The organism is Achromobacter sp. LC458, from assembly GCF_001005835.2.
GTDB classification, from domain to species: Bacteria; Pseudomonadota; Gammaproteobacteria; order Burkholderiales; family Burkholderiaceae_B; genus Achromobacter; species Achromobacter spanius_B.
Window position 1 is genome coordinate 31,286 of sequence record NZ_LBHW02000019.1, and the last position, 19,035, is coordinate 50,320.

Sequence of the window (19,035 nt, forward strand, 5' to 3'; positions counted from 1 at the left end):
CGCCTGCCAGCCACTGCCCCGGATGCCATGACTTCCCAGACAACGCCCCCGCCGCCCCGCCCCGACTGCACGCCGACCCAGGTCACGCGCGTGCGGGGCGGGACCATCGCCCCCGCCGCCGAATCGGATTTTGTTGCCGAGGAAACGCCGGTGGCGCTGGAATTCAATGGCATCAGCCACGCCACCATGCTGGCCACGCCGGCCGACCTGGAAGACTTTGCCGTGGGCTTTTCGCTGTCGGAAGGCATCATCGACAGCGTCAGCGATGTGCGCGGCATTGACGTGCTGCCGCAATGCGATGGCATCGTGGTGCAGGTGGAAATTTCAAGCGCTTGCGAAGTGCGGTTGAAAACGCGGCGGCGCGCCATGGCCGGACGCACCGGCTGCGGCCTGTGCGGCGTGGAAACGCTGCCCGAAGTGCTGCGGCCGGTGGCGCCCGTGACGAACGGGTCGGCCGTGCGCATCCGCGCGGTGCTGGCCGCCATGCGCGACATGCGCGCGCGCCAGGCGCTGCACGACATCACGGGCGCCACGCACGCGGCCGGCTGGGCGGGCGGCGACGGCGCCGTGGCGCTGCTGCGCGAAGACGTGGGCCGCCATAACGCGCTGGACAAGCTGATCGGTGCGTTGGCACGACAGGCGATGCACGGCGGTAACGGCATCGTGCTGGTGTCCAGCCGCGCCAGTTTTGAAATGGTGCAGAAGACGGCGGCGGCTGGGGTGGCCGTGCTGGCCGCGGTGTCCGCCCCCACGGCGCTGGCCATCCGCCTGGCGCAAGACGCCAACGTCAGCCTGGTGGGCTTCTTACGCGGCGACGACGCCACGCTGTATTCGCACCCCGAACGATTCATCGACTGAAGCGCGGGTTAAAGCGCACCTTGAATCGCACCTTGAATCGCATCCTGAATCGCACTTGAACCGGACCCTGACTCGCAATGGAAATCGGCAACCTGATCCGCATGGCCAACCGCATCGGCCAGTTCTTTGACGCCATGCCGGACCGCCACGAAGCGCTGGAAGGCGTGGCCAACCATATCCACAAGTTCTGGGAACCGCGCATGCGCAACGAGCTGCTGGGCTTCCTGGCGGCCACCCCGGACGGCGATGCCGGCGACGAACAATTGCATCCGCTGGTGCTGGACGCGGTCACGCAGAACCGCCAGCGCCTGACGCCCGCGCCCCGCGTGAACTAGGCGGGCGCCACCGCTTTACCCGCAGTCAAAACAAAACATAGCGGCGATAAAGCCGCACCCATCGAGGAGACTACATGGAAAGCACCGCCACCTTGGACCTGCCCGGCGCTAAGCCGGGCTTTTTTGACAAAGAACGCACCATCGCCGGGCCGGGTTTCTCGCGCTGGCTGGTGCCGCCGGCCGCCCTGGCCATCCACCTGTGCATCGGCATGGCCTACGGCTTTTCGGTGTTCTGGCTGCCGCTGTCCAAAGTGGTGGGCGGCGCCAAGCCGCTGGCCTGCCCGGCCGACATGAGTTTGGTGGCCGAGTTGTTCACCACCAGCTGCGACTGGAAAATTTCAACCATGGGGTGGATGTACACCCTGTTCTTCGTGTTGCTGGGGTGCTCGGCCGCGCTGTGGGGCGGCTGGCTGGAACGCGCCGGCCCGCGCAAGGCGGGCGTGGTGTCGGCTGTGTGCTGGTGCGGCGGCCTGGTCATTTCCGCCATCGGCGTGTACCTGCATCAGATGTGGATGCTGTGGTTGGGCTCGGGAGTCATCGGCGGCATCGGGCTGGGGCTGGGGTATATCTCGCCCGTCAGCACGCTGATCAAATGGTTTCCCGACCGGCGCGGCATGGCCACCGGCATGGCCATCATGGGCTTTGGCGGCGGCGCGATGATCGGCGCCCCGCTGGCCGACTTGCTGATGCGCCACTTTGCCACGCCGACCTCGCCGGGCGTGTGGCAAACGTTTCTGACCATGGCCGTGGTGTATTTCGTGTTCATGATGTCGGGTGCGTTGGGTTACCGCGTGCCGCCCACGGGCTGGAAGCCGCAAGGGTGGACCGCCCCGGCCAAGCATGCCAACAACGCCATGATCACCAAGGGCCACGTGCACGTGAAGCGCGTCTGGGGCGTGCCGCAGTTCTGGCTGGTGTGGCTGGTGCTGTGCCTGAACGTCACGGCCGGCATCGGCATTCTGGGCATGGCGTCGCCGCTGTTGCAGGAGGTGTTCGGCGGCGGGCTGATCAACAAACCGGAACTGGGCTTTGGCCAGCTGGACAAGGATCAACTGGCCGCCATCGCCGCCATTGCGGCCGGTTTCACGGGCCTGCTCAGCCTGTTCAACATCGGCGGCCGCTTCTTCTGGGCCAGCCTGTCGGACAAGCTGGGCCGCAAGATGACGTATCTGATCTTCTTCGTGCTGGGCTTCGTGTTGTACGCCGCCATTCCCTGGACGGCCCACATCGGCGCGCTGGCGCTGTTCGTGGCCGCGTTCTGCGTGATTCTGTCCATGTACGGCGGCGGCTTCGCCACCGTACCGGCGTATCTGGCGGACCTGTTCGGCACGCAGATGGTGGGCGCCATTCATGGTCGCCTGCTGACGGCGTGGTCGGCGGCCGGTATCTTCGGCCCGGTGCTGGTGAACTATATCCGCGAATACCAGCTGTCGATCGGCGTGCCGCGCGCGCAGGTGTACGACATCACGATGTACATCCTGGCGGGCATGCTGGTGCTGGGCTTCCTGTGCAATCTGGCGATACGCCCGGTCAATCCGAAGTACTTCATGTCGGATGACGAGCTGGCGCATGAAAAAGCGCTGGCGCACGAGCGCGCGGCCGCCGCCGAAACGCACGGCGTGGGCGCGTCCACGTTCCGCACACCCGCCGTGCTGGTGCTGTTTGCCTGGGCCTGCGTGGGCATCCCGCTGGCCTGGGGGATCTGGATCACGTTGCAAAAGGCGGTGGTCCTTTTCCACTGATGCGTGTTGCGCGCGGCGGCCGGCGTGCCGCGCGCCCGCCCCGGGGCGCGAAGCTGCTACATTGGCAGCCCGCGCCCTATCTTTTTTTATTGGTCCCCATGATCCTTACCCCTTCCCCCGTCCTTGCTGGAGCGACACATTGAGCGCCCCCGAATTGCACTGGGTCGAAAACGATGTCCCCCATTCCGCCCGCTGGCGCTCTGAAACCGGCGCAACGCCGCCCAAGCGCGTGGTGGTGGTAGACGACAAACTGACCGCCGACATGGCGTACCGCCAGGCGTGCGAAGGCGTGGGCCTGCTGTGGCGCGGAGATTTCCAGAACGCCCGCCAGCTGCTGCTGGCCATGACGCGGCGCGTGGACAAGCGCCCGCGCAAGCCGGTCGAGACCATGCTGGAAGCGTTCAACCAGCATCGCCAGATCCAATCGCAGCGCGCCCGCATCCTGGGCATGCTGCTGATTCCGTTTGACGCTGGCCACGGCATTTCGCTGCGCCGCGCGCCCGATGCGCGCCAGGCCTGCGAAGAAGCGCACGGCCCGGCCGACGAGCCTTATGTGGCGTCGCTGCGCGAGCTGCTGGGCCTGATCGGCGCGTTTGAATGGCGCAAGAAGGGCGTTGAGATCCCCGCTTTGAACAACCGCATCCATCCGCACTACGGCGTGTTCTCGCCGCTGCGCGGCGAGTATGTGGATCTGGTGGCGAATACGCCGATGCCGCGCGGTAGCGTGGCGTTCGATATCGGTACGGGCACCGGCGTGCTGGCGGCCGTGATTGCACGCCGAGGCGGCAAGCGCGTCATCGCCACCGACCAGGACCCGCGCGCGTTGGCTTGCGCGCGCGAAAACCTGGAACGACTGGGCCTGGACAAACAGGTCGACGTGGTTGACGCCGACCTGTTCCCCGAAGGCCGGGTGTCGCTGGTGGTCTGCAACCCGCCGTGGTTGCCGGCGCGCCCCAGCTCGCCGGTGGAGCAAGCCGTGTACGACCCCGACAGCCGCATGCTGCGCGGCTTTTTGAACGGGCTGCCGGCGCACCTGACGCCCAACGGCGAAGGCTGGCTGATCCTGTCTGACCTGGCCGAGCACCTGGGCCTGCGCACGCGCGAACAGCTGCTTGAAATGATCGACACGGCCGGCCTGCGCGTCATCGAACGCCTGGACACCCGCCCCACGCACGCCCGCGCCAAAGACCCCAGCGACCCGCTATACGCCGCGCGCTCAAAGGAAGTCACCTCGCTGTGGAGATTGGGCGCCGCCGCCTGATCGCGAAGGCCCCGACGCCTGCGGCGCGGGGCACCCCAAGGCCGGAGACGCCCCCTCGGGGGGCAGCAAGCACGCCTAGCGTGCGCAGCGTGGGGGCATTCCCTCCCGCCGCCGGGCCGCCCCAAGGCGGGAGACGCCCCCTCGGGGGCAGCAAGCACGCCTAGCGTGCGCCGCGTGGGGGCATTCCCTCCCGCCGCCGGGCCGCCCCAAGGCGGGAGGCGCGCCCTCGGGGGGCAGCAAGCGCGCGTAGCGTGCGCCGCGTGGGGGCATTCCCTCTCCGCTTTCGCTATGCTTTTCCCGCCGCCACGTTCACGCTGATTGCGATGATGAACACGTTGAAGAAGAACGCGATCACGCTGTGCATCAACGCCATGCGGCGCACGCGGCGGTTGACGATCTGCACGTCCGACACCTGGAACGTCATGCCCAGCACCAACGCAAAATACGCAAAGTCCCAGTAGTCCGGTTCCTGCGTGCCGGGAAAATCCAGGCCCTTGTGCGCGCCGGTCCGATGGCCGTAGTAGCCATGCGCATAGTGCAGCGCAAAAATCATGTTCATGTAGAGCCACGACAGCACGATGGTCGCGCCCGCCGCCAGGATATCCAGCGCGCCGCCCGAGCTGCTTTCGCCGTGCAGCTCGACCCACAGCGCCATCAACACCATGCAGGACAAGGCCACGCTGCTCCAGAGCACGCCGAAACGGCCCACGTCCTGCTGCCTGGCCTGCACGCGCATTGAAGCGGGGCTGGCCTTGCCAAACACCCGCGCCGTCAGCACCAGGAACACCAGCGCGGCGGCATCGAAGCCCAGCAATAGCGCCAGGCTGACTGAACGCCCCCACGCGTACGCGCCGCCGCCCACCGCGAGGAACAGCATGCCGCACAACATCAGGCGTCGATGCGCGTGAAAAAAGGGCAGGCGCTCAACTGAGGCGCTGTGGCCGTCGTTCGGCTTGGCGTGGTCGGGCTTGGCGTGGTCGGGCTTGGCTTCGCCCGGCTCTGCGCAGTCCGGCTTACCGTGGTCCCGATCGGTATCGCCCCGATCCGCTTCGTCGGGCCGCGCCGTCCGAACCTTTTGTTCGCCGTCCTTTGGTTCTTCAACCCGAGGTTTGGTCGTACTCGGTTGGGTCATGGGGGCTCCTGCGCTAGGCATGCGCCTACGCTAACCGATCGCCAACAAACCCACCAGCGCGCCGCCAAACAACAGCCATAGCGGGTGAATGCGCGTGGTGCTGCCCAGTACCGCCACGACGGTGGTGATCGCGGCCAGCAGCCACGAGTGCACGGACGCCTCGGTGATCAGCGCCGCACTGGCCGCGACCAACCCCACCGTCATGGGAAAAATACCCGCCTGGATCACGCCCCGCCATGGGCGGTCCTTGAAGCGTTCCCACAAGCCCAGCGCCACGATGGTGATCAGCGACGACGGGCCGAACTTGGCGATGGTGGTGACCAACATGCCCCACCAACCGGCCACATGCCAGCCCACCAGCGTGACCACCATCAGGTTCGGCCCCGGCGCGGCCTGCCCCAGCGCGAACAGGGCCGAAAAGTCGGCCGCCGTCATCCAGCCGTGCACGTCCACGACCTGGCGCTGCATCTCGGGCAGGATCGTGTTGCCGCCGCCGAACGCCAGCACCGATAGCTGGGAAAAGATCAGGGCCAGGGCAATCAGTGTGTGGATCATCGACGTTGCCTCCAAACCAGCAGGATGCTCAACGGCGTCAGCACCGCCATGGTGGGCAACAGCGGAATGCGCAGCACCGCCACGGCCACGAAGCACAGCGTTGCCACCACGCCCGCCAGCCAGTCGCGGCGCTTGATGACCGGCACGCCGATCTTGACCGCCATCGAAATCAGCAGCCCCGCCGCCGCCGCAGCCAGGCCGGCGAACAGGTGCTGGATATGCGGATCGTTCTGAAAGCGGTCATACACCATGCCCAGCAAAATGACGATGGCCGACGGTGCAAGAATCAGCCCCATCAAGGCGGCGAACGCGCCACGCGGCCCGCGAAACTTCATGCCCAGCGCCACCGACAGGTTGATGATGTTGCCGCCGGGCAGAAACTGGCACAGCCCCAGCAGGTCGGTGAATTCGGGGCCGCTCAACCAGCCGTGCTTTTCAACGACCATGCGGCGCGCCAGGGGCAACGCGCCGCCGAAAGCGGTCAGGCCAAGCATCAGGAAACCGGTGAACAATTGCCCGCAAGTGGGCGGCGGCCGCGTGGCGGCGTCGGGGGTCAAGGCTGCTGCATTCATAGGGTCGTAGGCCGGGGCAAGGCCGGCGGGGCAAGGGCGGGCGCGTCGTTCTCACCACGCGAAACGCGCGCGGCGACAGCGGAAAATCAAGGCTCGCAGCCTACTCTTCGGCTTGGATAATGTCTAATATATGACCACGCAAACAATCATATTCACTGCATATGGCATCTGTAGATCTGCGCCTGCTGCGCTACTTCCTGGCCGTCGCCGAGGAAGCTCACCTGACCAAGGCCGCGGCACGGCTGGGCATCCGCCAGCCTCCGCTGAGCCAACAGATACGCGTGTTGGAACAGGAGCTTGGCGTGACCCTGTTTCATCGCCTGCCGCGCGGCATGGAGCTCACCGAAAGCGGCCGTGCCTTGAAGGAAGACGCGCGCAGCATTCTTGCGCTGGTCGATCAGGCGGTGGACGGCGTGCGCCGGGTCTCGCAGGGCGAAGCCGGCCGGCTGACGGTGGGGTTTACCGGGTCGGCGGCGTTCCATCCCTTCGTGCCGTCGGTCATCCGCCGTTTTCGGGAAAGCGCGCCCAATGTGCGGCTGGTGCTGGAAGAAAGCAGCTCGGGCGAACTGCGCGACGCGGTCAGTGAAGGCCGGGTCGACGTGGCCTTCATTCGCGGCGCGTATGCCAGCACGCCGGGCGTGGCCGAGGAAACGGTGCTGGAAGAAACCATGCTGGCCGCGTTTCCCGCCGACCATCCCGCCGTCAAGGGGCGCGCGCGACAGCAGATCGCGCTGTCCGAGCTGGCCGAGGAATCCCTGATTCTGTATCGGCGGCACAGCGGCCCGGGCCTGTACGACGCCATCATCACGGCATGCAGCGCGTCGGGCTTCAGCCCGCGCGTGGTGCAGGAAGCGCCGCGCATGCTGTCCACCTTGAGCCTGGTGGCGGCGGGCCTGGGCGTGTCGCTTGTGCCCGCGTCATTGCGGCGCGTGAACATCGAAGGCGTGGTGTACGTCAACGTGACCGGCCCCGTGGCGCTGCGCGCCGCGCTGAAGCTGATCTGGCGCGATGCGCCGCTGTCGGGCGCGACCCGCAAGCTGATCGACGAAGTGCGCCGGCATCGCGCGGACGGCGTCGGCGCGGGCGAAGGTGGGGTCGAAGGCGCGGAGTCGGGTTCGGGTTCAGCGCCGGGTTCGGGTTCGGGTTCGGGTTCGGCTCCGGGTTCGGGTTCGGGCTCGGGCACAGGATCGGCTTCAGGTCTGGGATCGGGTACAGGTCCAGGATCGGACTCGGACTAGGGGCCGGACGACGGGCCGGACCACGGGCCAGACGCCCTGCTCGCGGCGCTACACTGCGCGGCACGTGTCTTTCCTTTTTGCGTTGCGACCATGTCTTGTGATTCCCTCATCGGCGTATACGATTCCGGCGTTGGCGGCCTGAGCGTGTTGCGCGCCATTCGTGACGCCCTGCCCGATGAATCCTTGCTGTACGTGGCGGACTCGGCCCACGTGCCGTATGGCGACAAAACCCAGGACTTCGTGTTGCAGCGCGCCTACGCCATGGCGGACTATTTTGTCTCGCGGCAGGCCAAGGCCATGGTCGTGGCATGCAACACGGCCACCGCCGCCGCCATTGCGCCGCTGCGCGCGCGATACCCCGACCTGATCATCATCGGCGTAGAGCCCGCCATCAAGCCGGCCGCGCATCTGACGCATAGCGGCGTGGTCGGCGTGTTCGCCACGACCGGCACGTTGGCCAGCCCCAAGTTCGCCACGCTGGTCCAGCGCGAGGCGCCCGAGGTGCGCATCGTATTGCGGCCCTGCCCCGAATGGGTGGCGCTGGTGGAACAAGGCAAATTGTCAGGCCCCGATGTGGACGCGGCGGTGCGCGCGCCCGTCGAGGAACTGCGCGCGGCCGGGGCCGACGTGCTGGTGCTGGGCTGCACCCACTTTCCGTTTTTGCGCGACGCAATCCAGGCGTCGGCCGGCCCTGGCGTGCCGTTGCTGGAAACGGGCGCGCCCGTCGCCCGCTGGCTCAAGCACCAGTTGCAGCAACGCCGGCTGTTGCGCTCTGGCGCCGCTGGCACAGCCGACCCGGGCAAGACCGTCCCGGACCAAGGCGGCTCGGACAAAGACGGCTCGGACAAAGGCCACTCGAACCAAGGCGGCTCGGACAACGACGGCTCGGACAAAGGCACCTTGGACAAAGGCACCTCGGGCCAAGGCCGCTCGGACCGTGGCGACCCCGCCACCGACCACCACCCCCACGCCATCTGCCAACTGGAGACGACCGGCCATGCGCCGGCCGTGGCCGCCCTGGCGGACCGGCTTTGGGCGCCGGGCGTGGCAGTCGCTCAAACTCCCCCGCGCTGGCGGTAGCAGCGGCGCTCGGTCGACATTGCAGGCGAAAAATCGGGGTGAAAAAACCCCAAGCATCCCGCACCGCGGCAAACTCCCTGTCTGCGCCCCGCTTGATCCAGCGCATCTTCCCCGGCCCGAAACCGGCGAATAATTCGAATACAGTAGAAAAATCCGCCTGCCCAGGCTCGCACCCAAGGAGACGCGCATGAAACGCATCCTGATACCCGTCGACGGCTCGCCGCCCGCGCTGCACGCCGTCCAAGCCTTGCTGGCGGCACGTGCTTACGATCCCGTCGCGCACGTCGAGTTGCTGACGGTGCAGATTCCGCTCAAGTCGGGCAAGATCGGACGCGGTCTGGCGCAAGCCGACATTGATGCGTACCACCAGGACGAAGCCCGCGCCGCGCTTCGGGCCAGCAGCGACCTGCTCACCAAAGCCGGCGTGCCGTTCGACGTACGCATCGAAGTCGGCGAACCCGCCGACACCATCATCCGCGTGGCGGCGGAATCCGATGCGGACGAAATCTACATGGGCTCGCGCGGCCTGGGCTCGGTATCGTCTTTGTTCATGGGGTCCATCGCCACGCGCGTTGTGCACCTGACGGACCTGCCCGTCACGTTGGTCAAGTAACGCACACAGGAGCAACCATGTTGAACATCCTTGTCCCGGTCGACGGCTCCGACAATGCCAACCGCGCAGTGCTCTATGCGCGTCAATTGGCCGAAGGCGCGGCGTCCGCGCGCATCCACCTGATCAACGTCCAGACACCCACGCATGGCCGCGCCGGCGTGTCGCGCCTGATCACGCAAGACATGATCGACCAGTTCTACGCCCGCGAGGGCCAGGAGGCCACGCAAGATGCGCGGCAGTTGCTGGGCGCGACGGGCACCGACCACACCAGCCAGGTGCTGTTTGGCCACCCCGCCACCGAGATCGCCGGATACGCCCGCGACCAGCACTGCGCCCGCATCGTGATGGGCACTCGCGGTCACGGTACGCTGGTCAACATCCTGATGGGGTCCGTCGCCAACCAGGTGCTGCAACTTGCCGAGGTACCGGTCACGCTGGTGAAGTGAATGGCTACGCGGACCCGGCCGCGCTCCCTCGTGGCAGCGGCAATCCGAGGCCCCGCCCGGGCGGAACCGATGCCCGGCGCACCCGGCTAGGTATGATGATGCGAATCCACAGCCTGGAGTCGCATCATGCCCACCCCGCGTACCGCGCGCCCCCTGGCGCAGGCCGGCCTGACGATCGGCGCGATGGCCGCCCTGGCCACGCTTGCCGCCTGCGGTGAAATCGCCACCCTGCCCGTGGAATCCGGCATGGGTCCGAACCCGACGCTGCCCGCGCCCAACTCCACGCTGATCCCCACCGTCAACACCGCAAAGGCCGTCGGCTGGTCCGACGGCGCACAGCCCGTGGCCGCCGCCGGCCTGGCCGTTAACGCGTACGCCGGCGGCCTGGACCATCCGCGCTGGCTTTACGTGCTGCCCAACGGCGATGTGCTGGTCGCGGAAACCAACGCGCCGCCCAAGCCCGAAGGCGCGGGCGGCGGCATCAAGGAATGGGCGGCGGGCATCGTCATGAAGCGCGCCGGCGCCAAGACGCCCAGCGCCAATCGCATCACCCTGCTGCGCGATGCCGACCACGACGGCGTGGCGGAAACGCGCAGCGTGCTGCTGCAAAACCTGAACTCGCCTTTCGGCATGGCGCTGGTCGGCAACCAGCTTTACGTGGCCAACGCCGACGCCGTGCTGCGCTTTCCGTACCAGCCCGGCCAGACGCAAATTCAGGCCCCCGGCGTGCACGTCACCGACCTGCCGGCCGGCATCAACCACCACTGGACCAAGAACCTGATCGCCAACGCGGACGGCAGCAAGCTGTACGTGTCGGTCGGGTCCAACAGCAATGTGGCGGAAAACGGCATGGACATCGAAGAGGGGCGCGCCGCCATCTGGGAAATCGATGTGGCCACCGGCACCAAGCGGCTCTACGCCACGGGCCTGCGCAACCCGGTCGGCATGGCTTGGGCGCCCGACGGCAAGACACTGTGGACGGCCGTGAACGAGCGTGACGAGCTGGGCAGCGACCTGGTTCCCGATTACATGACGTCGGTAAAAGACGGCGGCTTCTATGGATGGCCCTACAGCTATTACGGGCAGCACGTGGACACCCGGGTCACGCCGCCGCGCCCGGACCTGGTGGCGCGCGCCATCGTGCCCGACTATGCGTTGGGTCCGCACACCGCCTCGCTGGGGCTGGCCTGGTCCGGCGCCGCGCGGTTGCCCGCCCCCTACGCCGGCGGCATGTTTGTCGGCCAGCACGGTTCCTGGAATCGCGACCCGCGCAGTGGCTACAAAGTCATCTTCGTACCCTTTGAAAATAACGCGCCCAATGGCCCGGCACGCGATGTGCTGACCGGGTTTCTGAACAAGGACGGCCAGGCGCAGGGGCGCCCGGTAGGGGTCGCCGTCGATGGCCAAGGCGACTTGCTGGTGGCCGATGACGTCGGCAACGTAATCTGGCGCGTCAGCCCCAAGCCCTGACCGGCCACGCTTTCACGCAACTCAATCGCCTTGGCTTGCGCTGCATCAAGCCCGCTTGCGCGGGTGTTGGCATTCTGGCCGGTAGCGGAGTCAGAATGTCGTGAAACCGGTCACGGCGCGCAAGCGCGGGCCGGAAATCCGCTTGTAGTGAAACGTTGGAGGCAAGAAATGATGTTCAAGAAACTTTGCGTGGCCGCGATCCTGGCTGCCGCATCCGCCCCGGTCCTGGCTGCCGAATGCTCGGTGGATATCGCCGGCAATGACCAGATGCAGTTCGACAAGAAGGAAATCACGGTCAGCAAAAGCTGCAAGCAGTTCACCGTGAACCTCAAGCACCCGGGCAACCTGGCCAAGAACGTCATGGGCCACAACTGGGTGCTGACCACCTCCGCCGACATGCAGGGCGCCGTCAACGACGGCATGGCCGCCGGCCTGGACAATGACTACGTCAAAAAGGGCGACGCGCGCGTCATCGCGCACACCAAGGTGATCGGCGGCGGGCAGTCCGACTCCGTCACCTTCGATGTCAGCAAGCTGGCCGCCGGCACCGACTACACCTACTTCTGCTCGTTCCCCGGCCACTTCGCCCTGATGAAAGGCAGCCTGAAGCTGGTCGACTGACCCGCCTGACGCCGCGGCCGACACGGGCTGTCGCCCCCGATTCTTTCGGGGCGACAGCCCGTTTCCATTGGGTGCGTTCCCCCTACAATGGCCGCTTTCTCGTACACACCGACAGGGAGCAGGCATGAGCACGGAAAAAGTAGCGATCGTGACGGCGGGCGGCAGTGGCATGGGCGCTGCGGCGGCGCGCAAATTGGCGGCCGACGGCTACCGCGTCGCGATTTTGTCGTCGTCCGGCAAGGGCGAATCCCTGGCGGGTGAATTGGGCGGGCTGGGCGTGACCGGCTCGAACCGCTCGCCCGAAGACCTGGCCCGGCTGGTGGAAACCACGTTGCAAAAGTGGGGCCGAGTCGATGCGGTGGTCAACAGCGCGGGCCACGGTCCCAAGGGCCCGCTTCTGTCCATCAGCGACGAAGACTGGCACCTGGGCATGGAGTACTACCTGCTGAACGTCGTGCGCATCGCGCGCCTGGTGGCGCCGGTGATGAAGCAGCAACAGTCCGGCGCCATCGTCAATATCTCCACGTACGCCACCTTTGAACCTGAAGCGCTGTTCCCCACCTCCGGCGTGTTCCGCGCCGGCCTGGCCGCCTTCACCAAAGTGTTTTCCGACGAATACGCCGAACACAATGTGCGCATGAACAACGTGCTGCCCGGCTTTATCGACAGCCTGCCCGAAAAGGAAGACCGCCGCGCGCGCATCCCCATGGGCCGCTACGGCACCGCCGACGAAGTGGCGGACCTGATCGCCTTCCTGGCGTCCGACGCGTCGTCCTACATCACCGGCCAGAACATCCGTATCGACGGCGGCATCACGCGCTCGGTCTGAGCCCCGGTCCGGGCCTCATGCTTAAGGATTAATCCTCTCGTCCGAATGACGGTATTGAAGCGCGCCGCGCGGTTCAGTACCGTAGTTTTTCGCATTCGACGAGAGGCTTGCGATGACAGTTACCCCCGGCCAGGCCTCGCGCTTTCTGGCGCAGGCCACGTTCGGGCCCACCCCCGCCCTGATCGACGCCGTGGTGCGCGACGGCTACGCTGCGTGGCTGGACGCGCAGTTGGCGATGCCGCCATCCCAAACGCATTTCGACTGGCTGCTACAGCAGAAGAAAAACACCGAGGCATTCAAGGGCAACGGCATCAACGCGCCGCTGGAATCCACGCTGTGGCGCAAGTTCATCAGCGCTGAAGACCAGGTGCGCACGCGCATGGCCTTCGCGCTATCGGAAATATTCGTGGTGGGCGTGCAGTCCATCACCGCCTCGTGGCCGCTGTTCGGCGCGGCCGGCTTCATGGACCTGCTGGCCGAGCACGCGCTGGGCAGCTACCAGGCGCTGCTGACCGCCGTGACCAAGAACCTGTCGATGGGCTGCATGCTGACCTATCGCGGCAACCGCAAGGAAGACCCCAAGACCGGCCGCCATCCCGACGAGAACTACGCGCGCGAGGTCATGCAGCTGTTCAGCATCGGGCTGCTGGAACTGGAGCCCGATGGCACCGTCAGGAAGGTCAACGGCGCGCCGGTCGAAACCTATACCAACGCCGATGTGCAGGGGCTGGCGCGCGTGTTCACCGGCTGGGACATCAACGGCCCCGAGACCGACGTGCAATTTCATCGCCGCCCCATGGCGCTGAACAACGCGCAGCACTCCATGGCGGAAAAGCGCTTCCTGGGCACGGTGATTCCCGCGGGCACCGATGGGCATCTGTCGCTCAAGCGCGCTATGGACGTCATCTGTGCGCATCCGAACGTGGGCCCTTTCATCGGCATGCAACTGATACAGCGGCTGGTCACCAGCAACCCCAGCCCGGCGTATGTGCGGCGCGTATCGGCCGTGTTCGACGACGACGGCAGCGGCGCGCGCGGCAACCTCAAGGCGGTGCTGCGCGCCATCTTGCTGGACCCGGAGGCGCGCAACCCCGATCTGGCGAACCCCGGCTGGGGCAAGGTGCGCGAACCCATCCTGCGCTTTTCGGGATGGGCGCGCGCGTTCGGCGCCACGTCGACCAATGGCGCGTGGGCGATGCCGGACACCACCGACAACACGATACGGCTGGCGCAAAGCCCGATGCGGTCGGCCACCGTGTTCAACTTTTTTCGGCCGCGCTATACGCCACCCGTCACCGAGTTGGCCCGCCGGCATCTGGTCGCGCCCGAACTACAGATCACGGATGAGACCAGCATTGCCGGCTACCTGAATTTTCTGGCGGTCTACGCCGATCGCGGCTGGGAGGATTTGCAGACATCGTATGCGCCCGAAATTGCCTTGGCGCACGACCCCGACGCGCTGGTGGCGCGCGTGGTGCTGCTGCTGGCGGGCGATGCCTTCAGCGCAACAACCGCCAGCGCCATCGCACAAGCGGTGGCTACCCTGCCCGCCCACCGGCCGCGCGACCGCGTGCGCGCCGCGATCATGCTGGTGGCCGCCAGCCCTGAATACCTGGTGCAAAAATGAAACGAAGCCACGACGCCGACCGCCGCGCCTTCCTGCTTCGCGCCTGCGCACTGGGCGCAACGGGCGCCGCCGCGCCGCTGGCGCTGAACCTGGCGGCCCTGGGTGCCGCGGCCGCGCAATCCTTGCCGGAGCCATCGGCATCGGGGTCGGGGTCGGGGTCGGGGTCTGGATCGCCGTCTTCCTACAAGGCGCTGGTCTGCGTCTTCCTGTATGGCGGCAACGACCCCTACAACACGATCGTTCCCTTTGACTCGCCCGCCTATCGCGCCTACGCCGCCGCGCGCGGCGACATCGCCCTGCCACGCGACGCGTTGCAAGCCACCGTCTTGCGCGGCAAGGCACCCGCCGCAGGGGGTGCGCAATTTGCGCTGGCGCCCGCGCTGGCCCCCTTGGCCCCGCTGTACGAAAGCGGACGCCTGGCCGTGTTACTGAACGTGGGGCCGCTGGTGGCGCCCACGACCAAGGCCGAATACATCAGCGCGCGCGTGCCCTTGCCGCCCAAGCTGTTTTCGCATAACGACCAGCAGGCCTACTGGCAGGCCCTCGCGCCCGAGGGGGCATCGTCGGGCTGGGGCGGCCGGCTGACCGATCTGTTCGCCAGCGCCAACGCTCAGCGCACGTTCACCGGCATCACGGCGGGCGGCAGCACGGTGCTGCTGGCCGGGCGCAAGGTCGCGGGCTATCGGGTCGGCATCAACGGGTCCACGTCCATTGATCTGCTGCACCGCGATATGTACGGGTCCAGCGCGTGCACGGCGCTGCTGCGCCAACTGATCACGCAGCCGCGCGAGCATCTGATGGAACGCGAGCTATCGCGCATCGCCGCGCAGTCCATCGATGCCGACACGCAGCTGCGCGCGGCGTTGGCCGACGTCGCGGTGCCGGGTGATTTCGCGTCGCCGCTGGCGCAGCAATTGAAGATCGTGGCGCGCATCATCGGCGCAAGGCAGGCGCTGGGCGCGCGGCGCCAGGTGTTCTTTGTGTCGCAGAACGGCTATGACAATCACACCGGCTTGAATGACGCCCACCCCGCGCTGTTGCGCGAGCTGGGCCAGGCCATGGCCACGTTCCAGCATGCCTTGGCGTCGATGGGCGTGGCCGAAAGCGTCACCACTTTCACGGCGTCGGAGTTCGGACGCACGCTGGGGTCCAACGGCAATGGTTCCGACCACGGCTGGGGCGCGCATCATCTGGTCATGGGCGGGGCGGTCAATGGCGGGCGCTTTTACGGTACGCACCCCGAGATCGCCCTGGACGGCCCCGGCTTTGTGGACAACGGCCGCTTGCTGCCCACGTTCGCGGTGGACCAGCTGGGCGCCTCGCTGGGCGCATGGTTTGGCGCCGGCCGCGACGACTTGGGTCTGGTGTTCCCGAACTTGAAGAACTTCGACGCGGACCGGCTGATGCTGATGCAGGCGTAACGGCCGTCAGCCCGAAGCCAGCTTGCGCTTGCCCAGCAACTGCTTCCAACGCAGTGCCTCGCTCTCCACGAACGCCCCCAATTCGGCCGGCGTACTCTGGCGCACCTCGGCGCCTTGCTCCGCGATTTTCCGCGCCACCGCCGGGTCCGCCAAGGCCTGGTTCAGCGCCTTGTTCAGCGTCACCACCACCGACGGCGCCGCCTTGGCGGGCGCAAAGATGGCGTACCACTGCGGCACGTCCACGCCCTTGACGCCCGCTTCGGCCAGCGTGGGCAAGTCCGGCAACGCCGCCGAGCGCGTCGACCCGGCCACCGCCAGGGCCTGGATCATGCCCGACTTCAGGTGCGGGTACACGCTGAACAGGCTGGGAAACATGACCTGCGTGACGCCCCCCAAGGTGTCGGTCAGCGCCGGCGCCGAGCCTTTGTACGGCACGTCCAGCATGGTGGTGCCGGTGGCTTGATTGAACAGTTCGCCGGCCACCGACGGCGCGGTGCCCGGGCCTGCCGATGCATAGTTCAAGCCATCCGGATGCTCATGGCCGTACTTCACCAGCGCGGCCACGTCTTTGACCGGGATGCGCGTGGACACGACCATGATGGTCGGCGAATCGGCCACCATGCCGATGGGCGTGAAGTCCTTGACGGGGTCGTAGTTCAGTTTCTGCATGGCGGGATTGATGCCGTGCGTGCCGATATAGCCCAGCATCAGCGTGTAGCCGTCAGCCGGCTGACGCGCCACGTAGTCGGACGCAATGGCCCCTTGCGCGCCGGGCTTGTTCACCACGATGACGGTCTGGCCCAGCAGCTCGCCGATCTTCTGCCCCACCACGCGCGCCAGCACGTCGTTGCCGCCCCCCGCCGCGGTGGGGACGACCAGCGTGATGGCACGCTCGGGAAATTCGGCGTGCGCAAACGCACTGAACGCAAACAGCATGGCGGCCGCGCAGGCGGTCTTGACGTGAGGGTGCTTCATGGTTGTCTCCTGATTCAGGGGTCGTCGCGCGGCACTTCTGTGTCATAGCCACGGGTCGCTTCGACGGTAGGGAAAGATCAAGGGTCCGGGGCGGTTTTGCCCTTTTTGTCGGACCCGATTACCCGTTGACTGGTATCAACGGGCTAAGCCATTGCGTGGGATTCCTCCACGCAGACGGGTGCATCGGTGTACTGGCCGGGCACGTACAACTGCCCTTTCATGATCTTGCGCGCGGTGCGCACCAAGCCCGCCCTGCGCACCACGCCGCTGACCGGGTCCAGGTCGACATCGATGCTCATCGCGCCCGATGGGTGTTCGATACGCACGCTGCGATACCCCGCCTGTATCGGCGGCCCGCCACAATCGTGGGCCACCGTGCCGGGCATGAGGAAGGCGCTGGCGACGCCCACCGCGCCCGTGGCGGCATGCGCCCGATGGCAGGCGCGCGGCGTGAAATAACGCGATTGCAATGCCAGCCCATCTGGGGTTGGGGACGGCGCCACCAGCACCGGTTTCGGAATGACGCTGTTCGAGACGTCCCCCAGGCCCATGAGCAGGCCGGCTTGCAGCCGGATGCGCTCGATGCGCTGGAGCAGGTCGGCGTTGCCGTCCAGCTGCGCGGCGCTTTCACTGCCCGACAGGCCAAAGTCGGCGGCCTGCATCAGCACCATCGGCATGGCCGCATCGATCAAGGTGACCGCCACGCCATCCACGGTGTCCTGCCGCCGGCCCGTGGGAAACAAGCGGCCGGTGACCGCGCCCCAGGCGTCCAGGAAGTTCAGCCGCACGGGCGCCGCCGACCCGGCCACGCCGTCAATGCGCGCATCGCCTTCGTAAGTCAGGTGGCCGCCCGGGGTTTGCACCACGGCTTCGATGACGGCGCCGGTATTGACGTTGTGCACCCGCACCGAGGTGACGCCGTCCTGCGCCTGGACCAGGCCTTCCTCGATGGCGAACGGCGCCGCGCCCGACAGCATGTTGCCGCAATTGGGGCGGGTGTCCACGCTGGCCTTCTCCACCGACACCTGCGCGAACAGGTAGTCGATATCGCAGTCGGGCCGGGTCGAACGCGACACGATGGCCACCTTGCTGGTCAGCGAGTTGCCGCCGCCCAGGCCGTCGATCTGTAGCGCGTGGGGCGAGCCCATGGCCATCAACAGCAGGCGGTCGCGTTGCACGGGGTCAGCCGGCAACCAGTCGCTCAGGAAGAAGGGGCCGCGCGACGTGCCGCCGCGCATCAGGACGCAAGGGATGATGGTTTCCATGCAAGCCATTCTGCGCGGGCATGGCTATGATGTGAATTGCAACTTACGGATGGATTAATGCATGGCACGCATCAATTTCGACTTACAGGAATTACAGGCATTCGTGGCCGTGGCCGAGCGCGCCAGCTTCCGCGCGGCGGCCGATGACCTGCACCTGTCGCAGCCGGCGCTTAGCCGCCGCATCGACAAGCTGGAAAGCATCCTGGGCGCGCGCCTGCTGGAACGCACCACGCGCCGCGTATCGCTGACCCAGGTGGGCCGCATCTTCCTGGAGCGTGCCCGCAGCGCCATCGATGAACTGGAAAGCGCCGTGCTCAGCATCGGCGACCTGGCCGCGCAGCGCGGCGGCCTGGTCACCGTGGCCTGCGTGCCTTCCGTGGCGTATTACTTCCTGCCCTCGGTCATTCGCGACTACACCGAACGCTTCCCGCGCATCCGCGTGCGCATCATCGACGAAACCGCCAACACCGTGCTCAACAGCGTGGTGACGGGCCGCGCCGATTTCGGCATCAGCTTTTTCGGCACGCAGGAACCCGATGTGGATTTCAAGGCGGTGCTGCGCGAAGACTTCGTGCTGGCGGTGCGGCGCGACCATCCGCTGGCGACTCGCCGCAGCGTGTCGTGGGAAGACCTGTCGCAAGAACGCTTCATGACCGTCGCCAAGGAAAGCGGCAACCGCCTGCTGATCGACGATGCGCTGGCCAAAAGCGGCAAGCGCACCGTCAGCGCGTTCGAAGTCAGTCACGTGATGACCCTGCTGGGCCTGGTGGAAGCCGGGCTGGGCGTGGCGGCGGTGCCGCAGCTGGCGATGCCGCTGGCCGGCCACGCCACGCTGACCAGCGTCAAGCTGGAGCATCCACGCGTCACGCGCACGCTGGGCCTGATCGCGCGGCGCGGCCGGCCGCTGGCGCCGGCGGCCCAACAGCTCTATAACCTGATTCATCAGACCGGCAAGCTGGCCAAACGCCAAACCCCCACCCCGCCCTGAAATCACC

Annotated in this window: 19 protein-coding genes; 14 read left to right on the forward strand and 5 right to left on the reverse strand. The window is 66.9% G+C overall.

Annotation, left to right across the window (positions count from 1 at the left end; all coding sequences use genetic code 11):
* Positions 1–27 precede the first annotated feature (27 nt).
* The 4 genes from fdhD (at position 28) to YH64_RS16920 (ending at position 4,196) form a co-directional block, all read left to right on the forward strand.
* A complete protein-coding gene (fdhD, locus tag YH64_RS16905; protein ID WP_143215418.1) occupies positions 28–858 on the forward strand; it encodes a formate dehydrogenase accessory sulfurtransferase FdhD in 831 nt (276 codons plus the stop codon).
* A gap of 77 nt (positions 859–935) precedes the next feature.
* The gene (locus YH64_RS16910) at positions 936–1,193 is read left to right on the forward strand and encodes a formate dehydrogenase subunit delta (protein WP_046805217.1); all 258 of its coding nucleotides are present in this window, start codon (positions 936–938) and stop codon (positions 1,191–1,193) included.
* A 74-nt stretch (positions 1,194–1,267) separates the two neighbouring features.
* The gene (locus tag YH64_RS16915) at positions 1,268–2,935 is read left to right on the forward strand and encodes an OFA family MFS transporter (RefSeq protein ID WP_046805216.1); all 1,668 of its coding nucleotides are present in this window, start codon (positions 1,268–1,270) and stop codon (positions 2,933–2,935) included.
* Positions 2,936–3,074: 139 nt separating this feature from the next.
* Positions 3,075–4,196, forward strand: coding sequence for a class I SAM-dependent methyltransferase (locus YH64_RS16920; RefSeq protein WP_046805215.1), 1,122 nt, complete (start codon positions 3,075–3,077; stop codon positions 4,194–4,196).
* A gap of 286 nt (positions 4,197–4,482) precedes the next feature.
* Here the strand turns inward: YH64_RS16920 and YH64_RS16925 are convergent, their stop codons facing one another.
* The 3 genes from YH64_RS16925 to YH64_RS16935 are packed head-to-tail and all read right to left on the reverse strand — an operon-like array spanning position 4,483 to position 6,455.
* Complete coding sequence (locus YH64_RS16925; protein WP_255444539.1) at positions 4,483–5,328, reverse strand: DUF1345 domain-containing protein; 846 nt, start codon at positions 5,326–5,328, stop codon at positions 4,483–4,485.
* 30 nt (positions 5,329–5,358) lie between these two features.
* A complete protein-coding gene (locus YH64_RS16930; RefSeq protein WP_046805214.1) occupies positions 5,359–5,883 on the reverse strand; it encodes a chromate transporter in 525 nt (174 codons plus the stop codon).
* On the reverse strand, positions 5,880–6,455 hold the full coding sequence (locus YH64_RS16935; protein WP_046805213.1) for a chromate transporter: 576 nt from the start codon (positions 6,453–6,455) through the stop codon (positions 5,880–5,882). Before YH64_RS16935 ends, YH64_RS16930 begins: the two co-directional genes overlap by 4 nt.
* 161 nt (positions 6,456–6,616) lie before the next feature.
* Here YH64_RS16935 and YH64_RS16940 point away from each other — a divergent pair, with 161 nt between their 5' ends.
* The 9 genes from YH64_RS16940 to YH64_RS16980 all read left to right on the forward strand — a co-directional run bounded on the left by YH64_RS16940 (position 6,617) and on the right by YH64_RS16980 (position 15,800).
* On the forward strand, positions 6,617–7,693 hold the full coding sequence (locus YH64_RS16940; protein WP_370512755.1) for a LysR family transcriptional regulator: 1,077 nt from the start codon (positions 6,617–6,619) through the stop codon (positions 7,691–7,693).
* 90 nt (positions 7,694–7,783) lie between these two features.
* Positions 7,784–8,773, forward strand: coding sequence for a glutamate racemase (gene murI / locus YH64_RS16945; RefSeq protein ID WP_255444540.1), 990 nt, complete (start codon positions 7,784–7,786; stop codon positions 8,771–8,773).
* Positions 8,774–8,960: 187 nt separating this feature from the next.
* A complete protein-coding gene (locus YH64_RS16950; protein WP_046805212.1) occupies positions 8,961–9,386 on the forward strand; it encodes a universal stress protein in 426 nt (141 codons plus the stop codon).
* A 17-nt stretch (positions 9,387–9,403) separates the two neighbouring features.
* Positions 9,404–9,832 (forward strand): universal stress protein, encoded by a 429-nt coding sequence (locus tag YH64_RS16955; RefSeq protein ID WP_046805211.1) that lies wholly within the window; start codon positions 9,404–9,406, stop codon positions 9,830–9,832.
* Positions 9,833–9,958: 126 nt separating this feature from the next.
* The gene (locus YH64_RS16960) at positions 9,959–11,302 is read left to right on the forward strand and encodes a sorbosone dehydrogenase family protein (protein WP_082134502.1); all 1,344 of its coding nucleotides are present in this window, start codon (positions 9,959–9,961) and stop codon (positions 11,300–11,302) included.
* Between the two features lie 171 nt (positions 11,303–11,473).
* Positions 11,474–11,923 (forward strand): azurin, encoded by a 450-nt coding sequence (gene azu / locus YH64_RS16965; protein ID WP_046805249.1) that lies wholly within the window; start codon positions 11,474–11,476, stop codon positions 11,921–11,923.
* A 124-nt stretch (positions 11,924–12,047) separates the two neighbouring features.
* Positions 12,048–12,752: an SDR family oxidoreductase gene (locus YH64_RS16970; protein ID WP_046805210.1), complete on the forward strand. Its 705-nt coding sequence runs from the start codon at positions 12,048–12,050 to the stop codon at positions 12,750–12,752.
* 112 nt (positions 12,753–12,864) lie between these two features.
* Positions 12,865–14,379 carry a DUF1800 family protein gene (locus YH64_RS16975; RefSeq protein WP_046805209.1) on the forward strand — a complete coding sequence of 505 codons (1,515 nt, stop codon included), beginning with the start codon at positions 12,865–12,867 and terminating at the stop codon, positions 14,377–14,379.
* The gene (locus YH64_RS16980; RefSeq protein WP_046805208.1) at positions 14,376–15,800 is read left to right on the forward strand and encodes a DUF1501 domain-containing protein; all 1,425 of its coding nucleotides are present in this window, start codon (positions 14,376–14,378) and stop codon (positions 15,798–15,800) included. Before YH64_RS16975 ends, YH64_RS16980 begins: the two co-directional genes overlap by 4 nt.
* A 6-nt stretch (positions 15,801–15,806) precedes the next feature.
* On the opposite strand, the gene YH64_RS16985 is transcribed toward YH64_RS16980, so the two are convergent.
* Both YH64_RS16985 and YH64_RS16990 read right to left on the reverse strand, forming a co-directional pair.
* Complete coding sequence (locus YH64_RS16985) at positions 15,807–16,775, reverse strand: tripartite tricarboxylate transporter substrate binding protein (RefSeq protein ID WP_046805207.1); 969 nt, start codon at positions 16,773–16,775, stop codon at positions 15,807–15,809.
* A gap of 143 nt (positions 16,776–16,918) precedes the next feature.
* Positions 16,919–18,040, reverse strand: coding sequence for a 4-oxalomesaconate tautomerase (locus YH64_RS16990; protein WP_046805206.1), 1,122 nt, complete (start codon positions 18,038–18,040; stop codon positions 16,919–16,921).
* Between the two features lie 61 nt (positions 18,041–18,101).
* Here YH64_RS16990 and YH64_RS16995 point away from each other — a divergent pair, with 61 nt between their 5' ends.
* Positions 18,102–19,028, forward strand: coding sequence for a LysR family transcriptional regulator (locus tag YH64_RS16995; protein WP_046805205.1), 927 nt, complete (start codon positions 18,102–18,104; stop codon positions 19,026–19,028).
* The last annotated feature ends 7 nt before the right edge of the window (positions 19,029–19,035 follow it).

What these genes read in the sequence shown, in the direction of transcription:
- fdhD (WP_143215418.1), top strand. Translation starts at nt 28, where the DNA reads ATGACTTCCCAGACAACGCCCCCGCCGCCCCGCCCCGACTGCACGCCG.
- YH64_RS16910 (WP_046805217.1), top strand. Translation starts at nt 936, where the DNA reads ATGGAAATCGGCAACCTGATCCGCATGGCCAACCGCATCGGCCAGTTC.
- YH64_RS16915 (WP_046805216.1), top strand. Translation starts at nt 1,268, where the DNA reads ATGGAAAGCACCGCCACCTTGGACCTGCCCGGCGCTAAGCCGGGCTTT.
- YH64_RS16925 (WP_255444539.1), bottom strand. Translation starts at nt 5,328, where the DNA reads ATGACCCAACCGAGTACGACCAAACCTCGGGTTGAAGAACCAAAGGAC.
- YH64_RS16930 (WP_046805214.1), bottom strand. Translation starts at nt 5,883, where the DNA reads ATGATCCACACACTGATTGCCCTGGCCCTGATCTTTTCCCAGCTATCG.
- YH64_RS16935 (WP_046805213.1), bottom strand. Translation starts at nt 6,455, where the DNA reads ATGAATGCAGCAGCCTTGACCCCCGACGCCGCCACGCGGCCGCCGCCC.
- YH64_RS16940 (WP_370512755.1), top strand. Translation starts at nt 6,617, where the DNA reads ATGGCATCTGTAGATCTGCGCCTGCTGCGCTACTTCCTGGCCGTCGCC.
- murI (WP_255444540.1), top strand. Translation starts at nt 7,784, where the DNA reads ATGTCTTGTGATTCCCTCATCGGCGTATACGATTCCGGCGTTGGCGGC.
- YH64_RS16950 (WP_046805212.1), top strand. Translation starts at nt 8,961, where the DNA reads ATGAAACGCATCCTGATACCCGTCGACGGCTCGCCGCCCGCGCTGCAC.
- YH64_RS16955 (WP_046805211.1), top strand. Translation starts at nt 9,404, where the DNA reads ATGTTGAACATCCTTGTCCCGGTCGACGGCTCCGACAATGCCAACCGC.
- YH64_RS16960 (WP_082134502.1), top strand. Translation starts at nt 9,959, where the DNA reads ATGCCCACCCCGCGTACCGCGCGCCCCCTGGCGCAGGCCGGCCTGACG.
- azu (WP_046805249.1), top strand. Translation starts at nt 11,474, where the DNA reads ATGTTCAAGAAACTTTGCGTGGCCGCGATCCTGGCTGCCGCATCCGCC.
- YH64_RS16970 (WP_046805210.1), top strand. Translation starts at nt 12,048, where the DNA reads ATGAGCACGGAAAAAGTAGCGATCGTGACGGCGGGCGGCAGTGGCATG.
- YH64_RS16975 (WP_046805209.1), top strand. Translation starts at nt 12,865, where the DNA reads ATGACAGTTACCCCCGGCCAGGCCTCGCGCTTTCTGGCGCAGGCCACG.
- YH64_RS16980 (WP_046805208.1), top strand. Translation starts at nt 14,376, where the DNA reads ATGAAACGAAGCCACGACGCCGACCGCCGCGCCTTCCTGCTTCGCGCC.
- YH64_RS16985 (WP_046805207.1), bottom strand. Translation starts at nt 16,775, where the DNA reads ATGAAGCACCCTCACGTCAAGACCGCCTGCGCGGCCGCCATGCTGTTT.
- YH64_RS16990 (WP_046805206.1), bottom strand. Translation starts at nt 18,040, where the DNA reads ATGGAAACCATCATCCCTTGCGTCCTGATGCGCGGCGGCACGTCGCGC.
- YH64_RS16995 (WP_046805205.1), top strand. Translation starts at nt 18,102, where the DNA reads ATGGCACGCATCAATTTCGACTTACAGGAATTACAGGCATTCGTGGCC.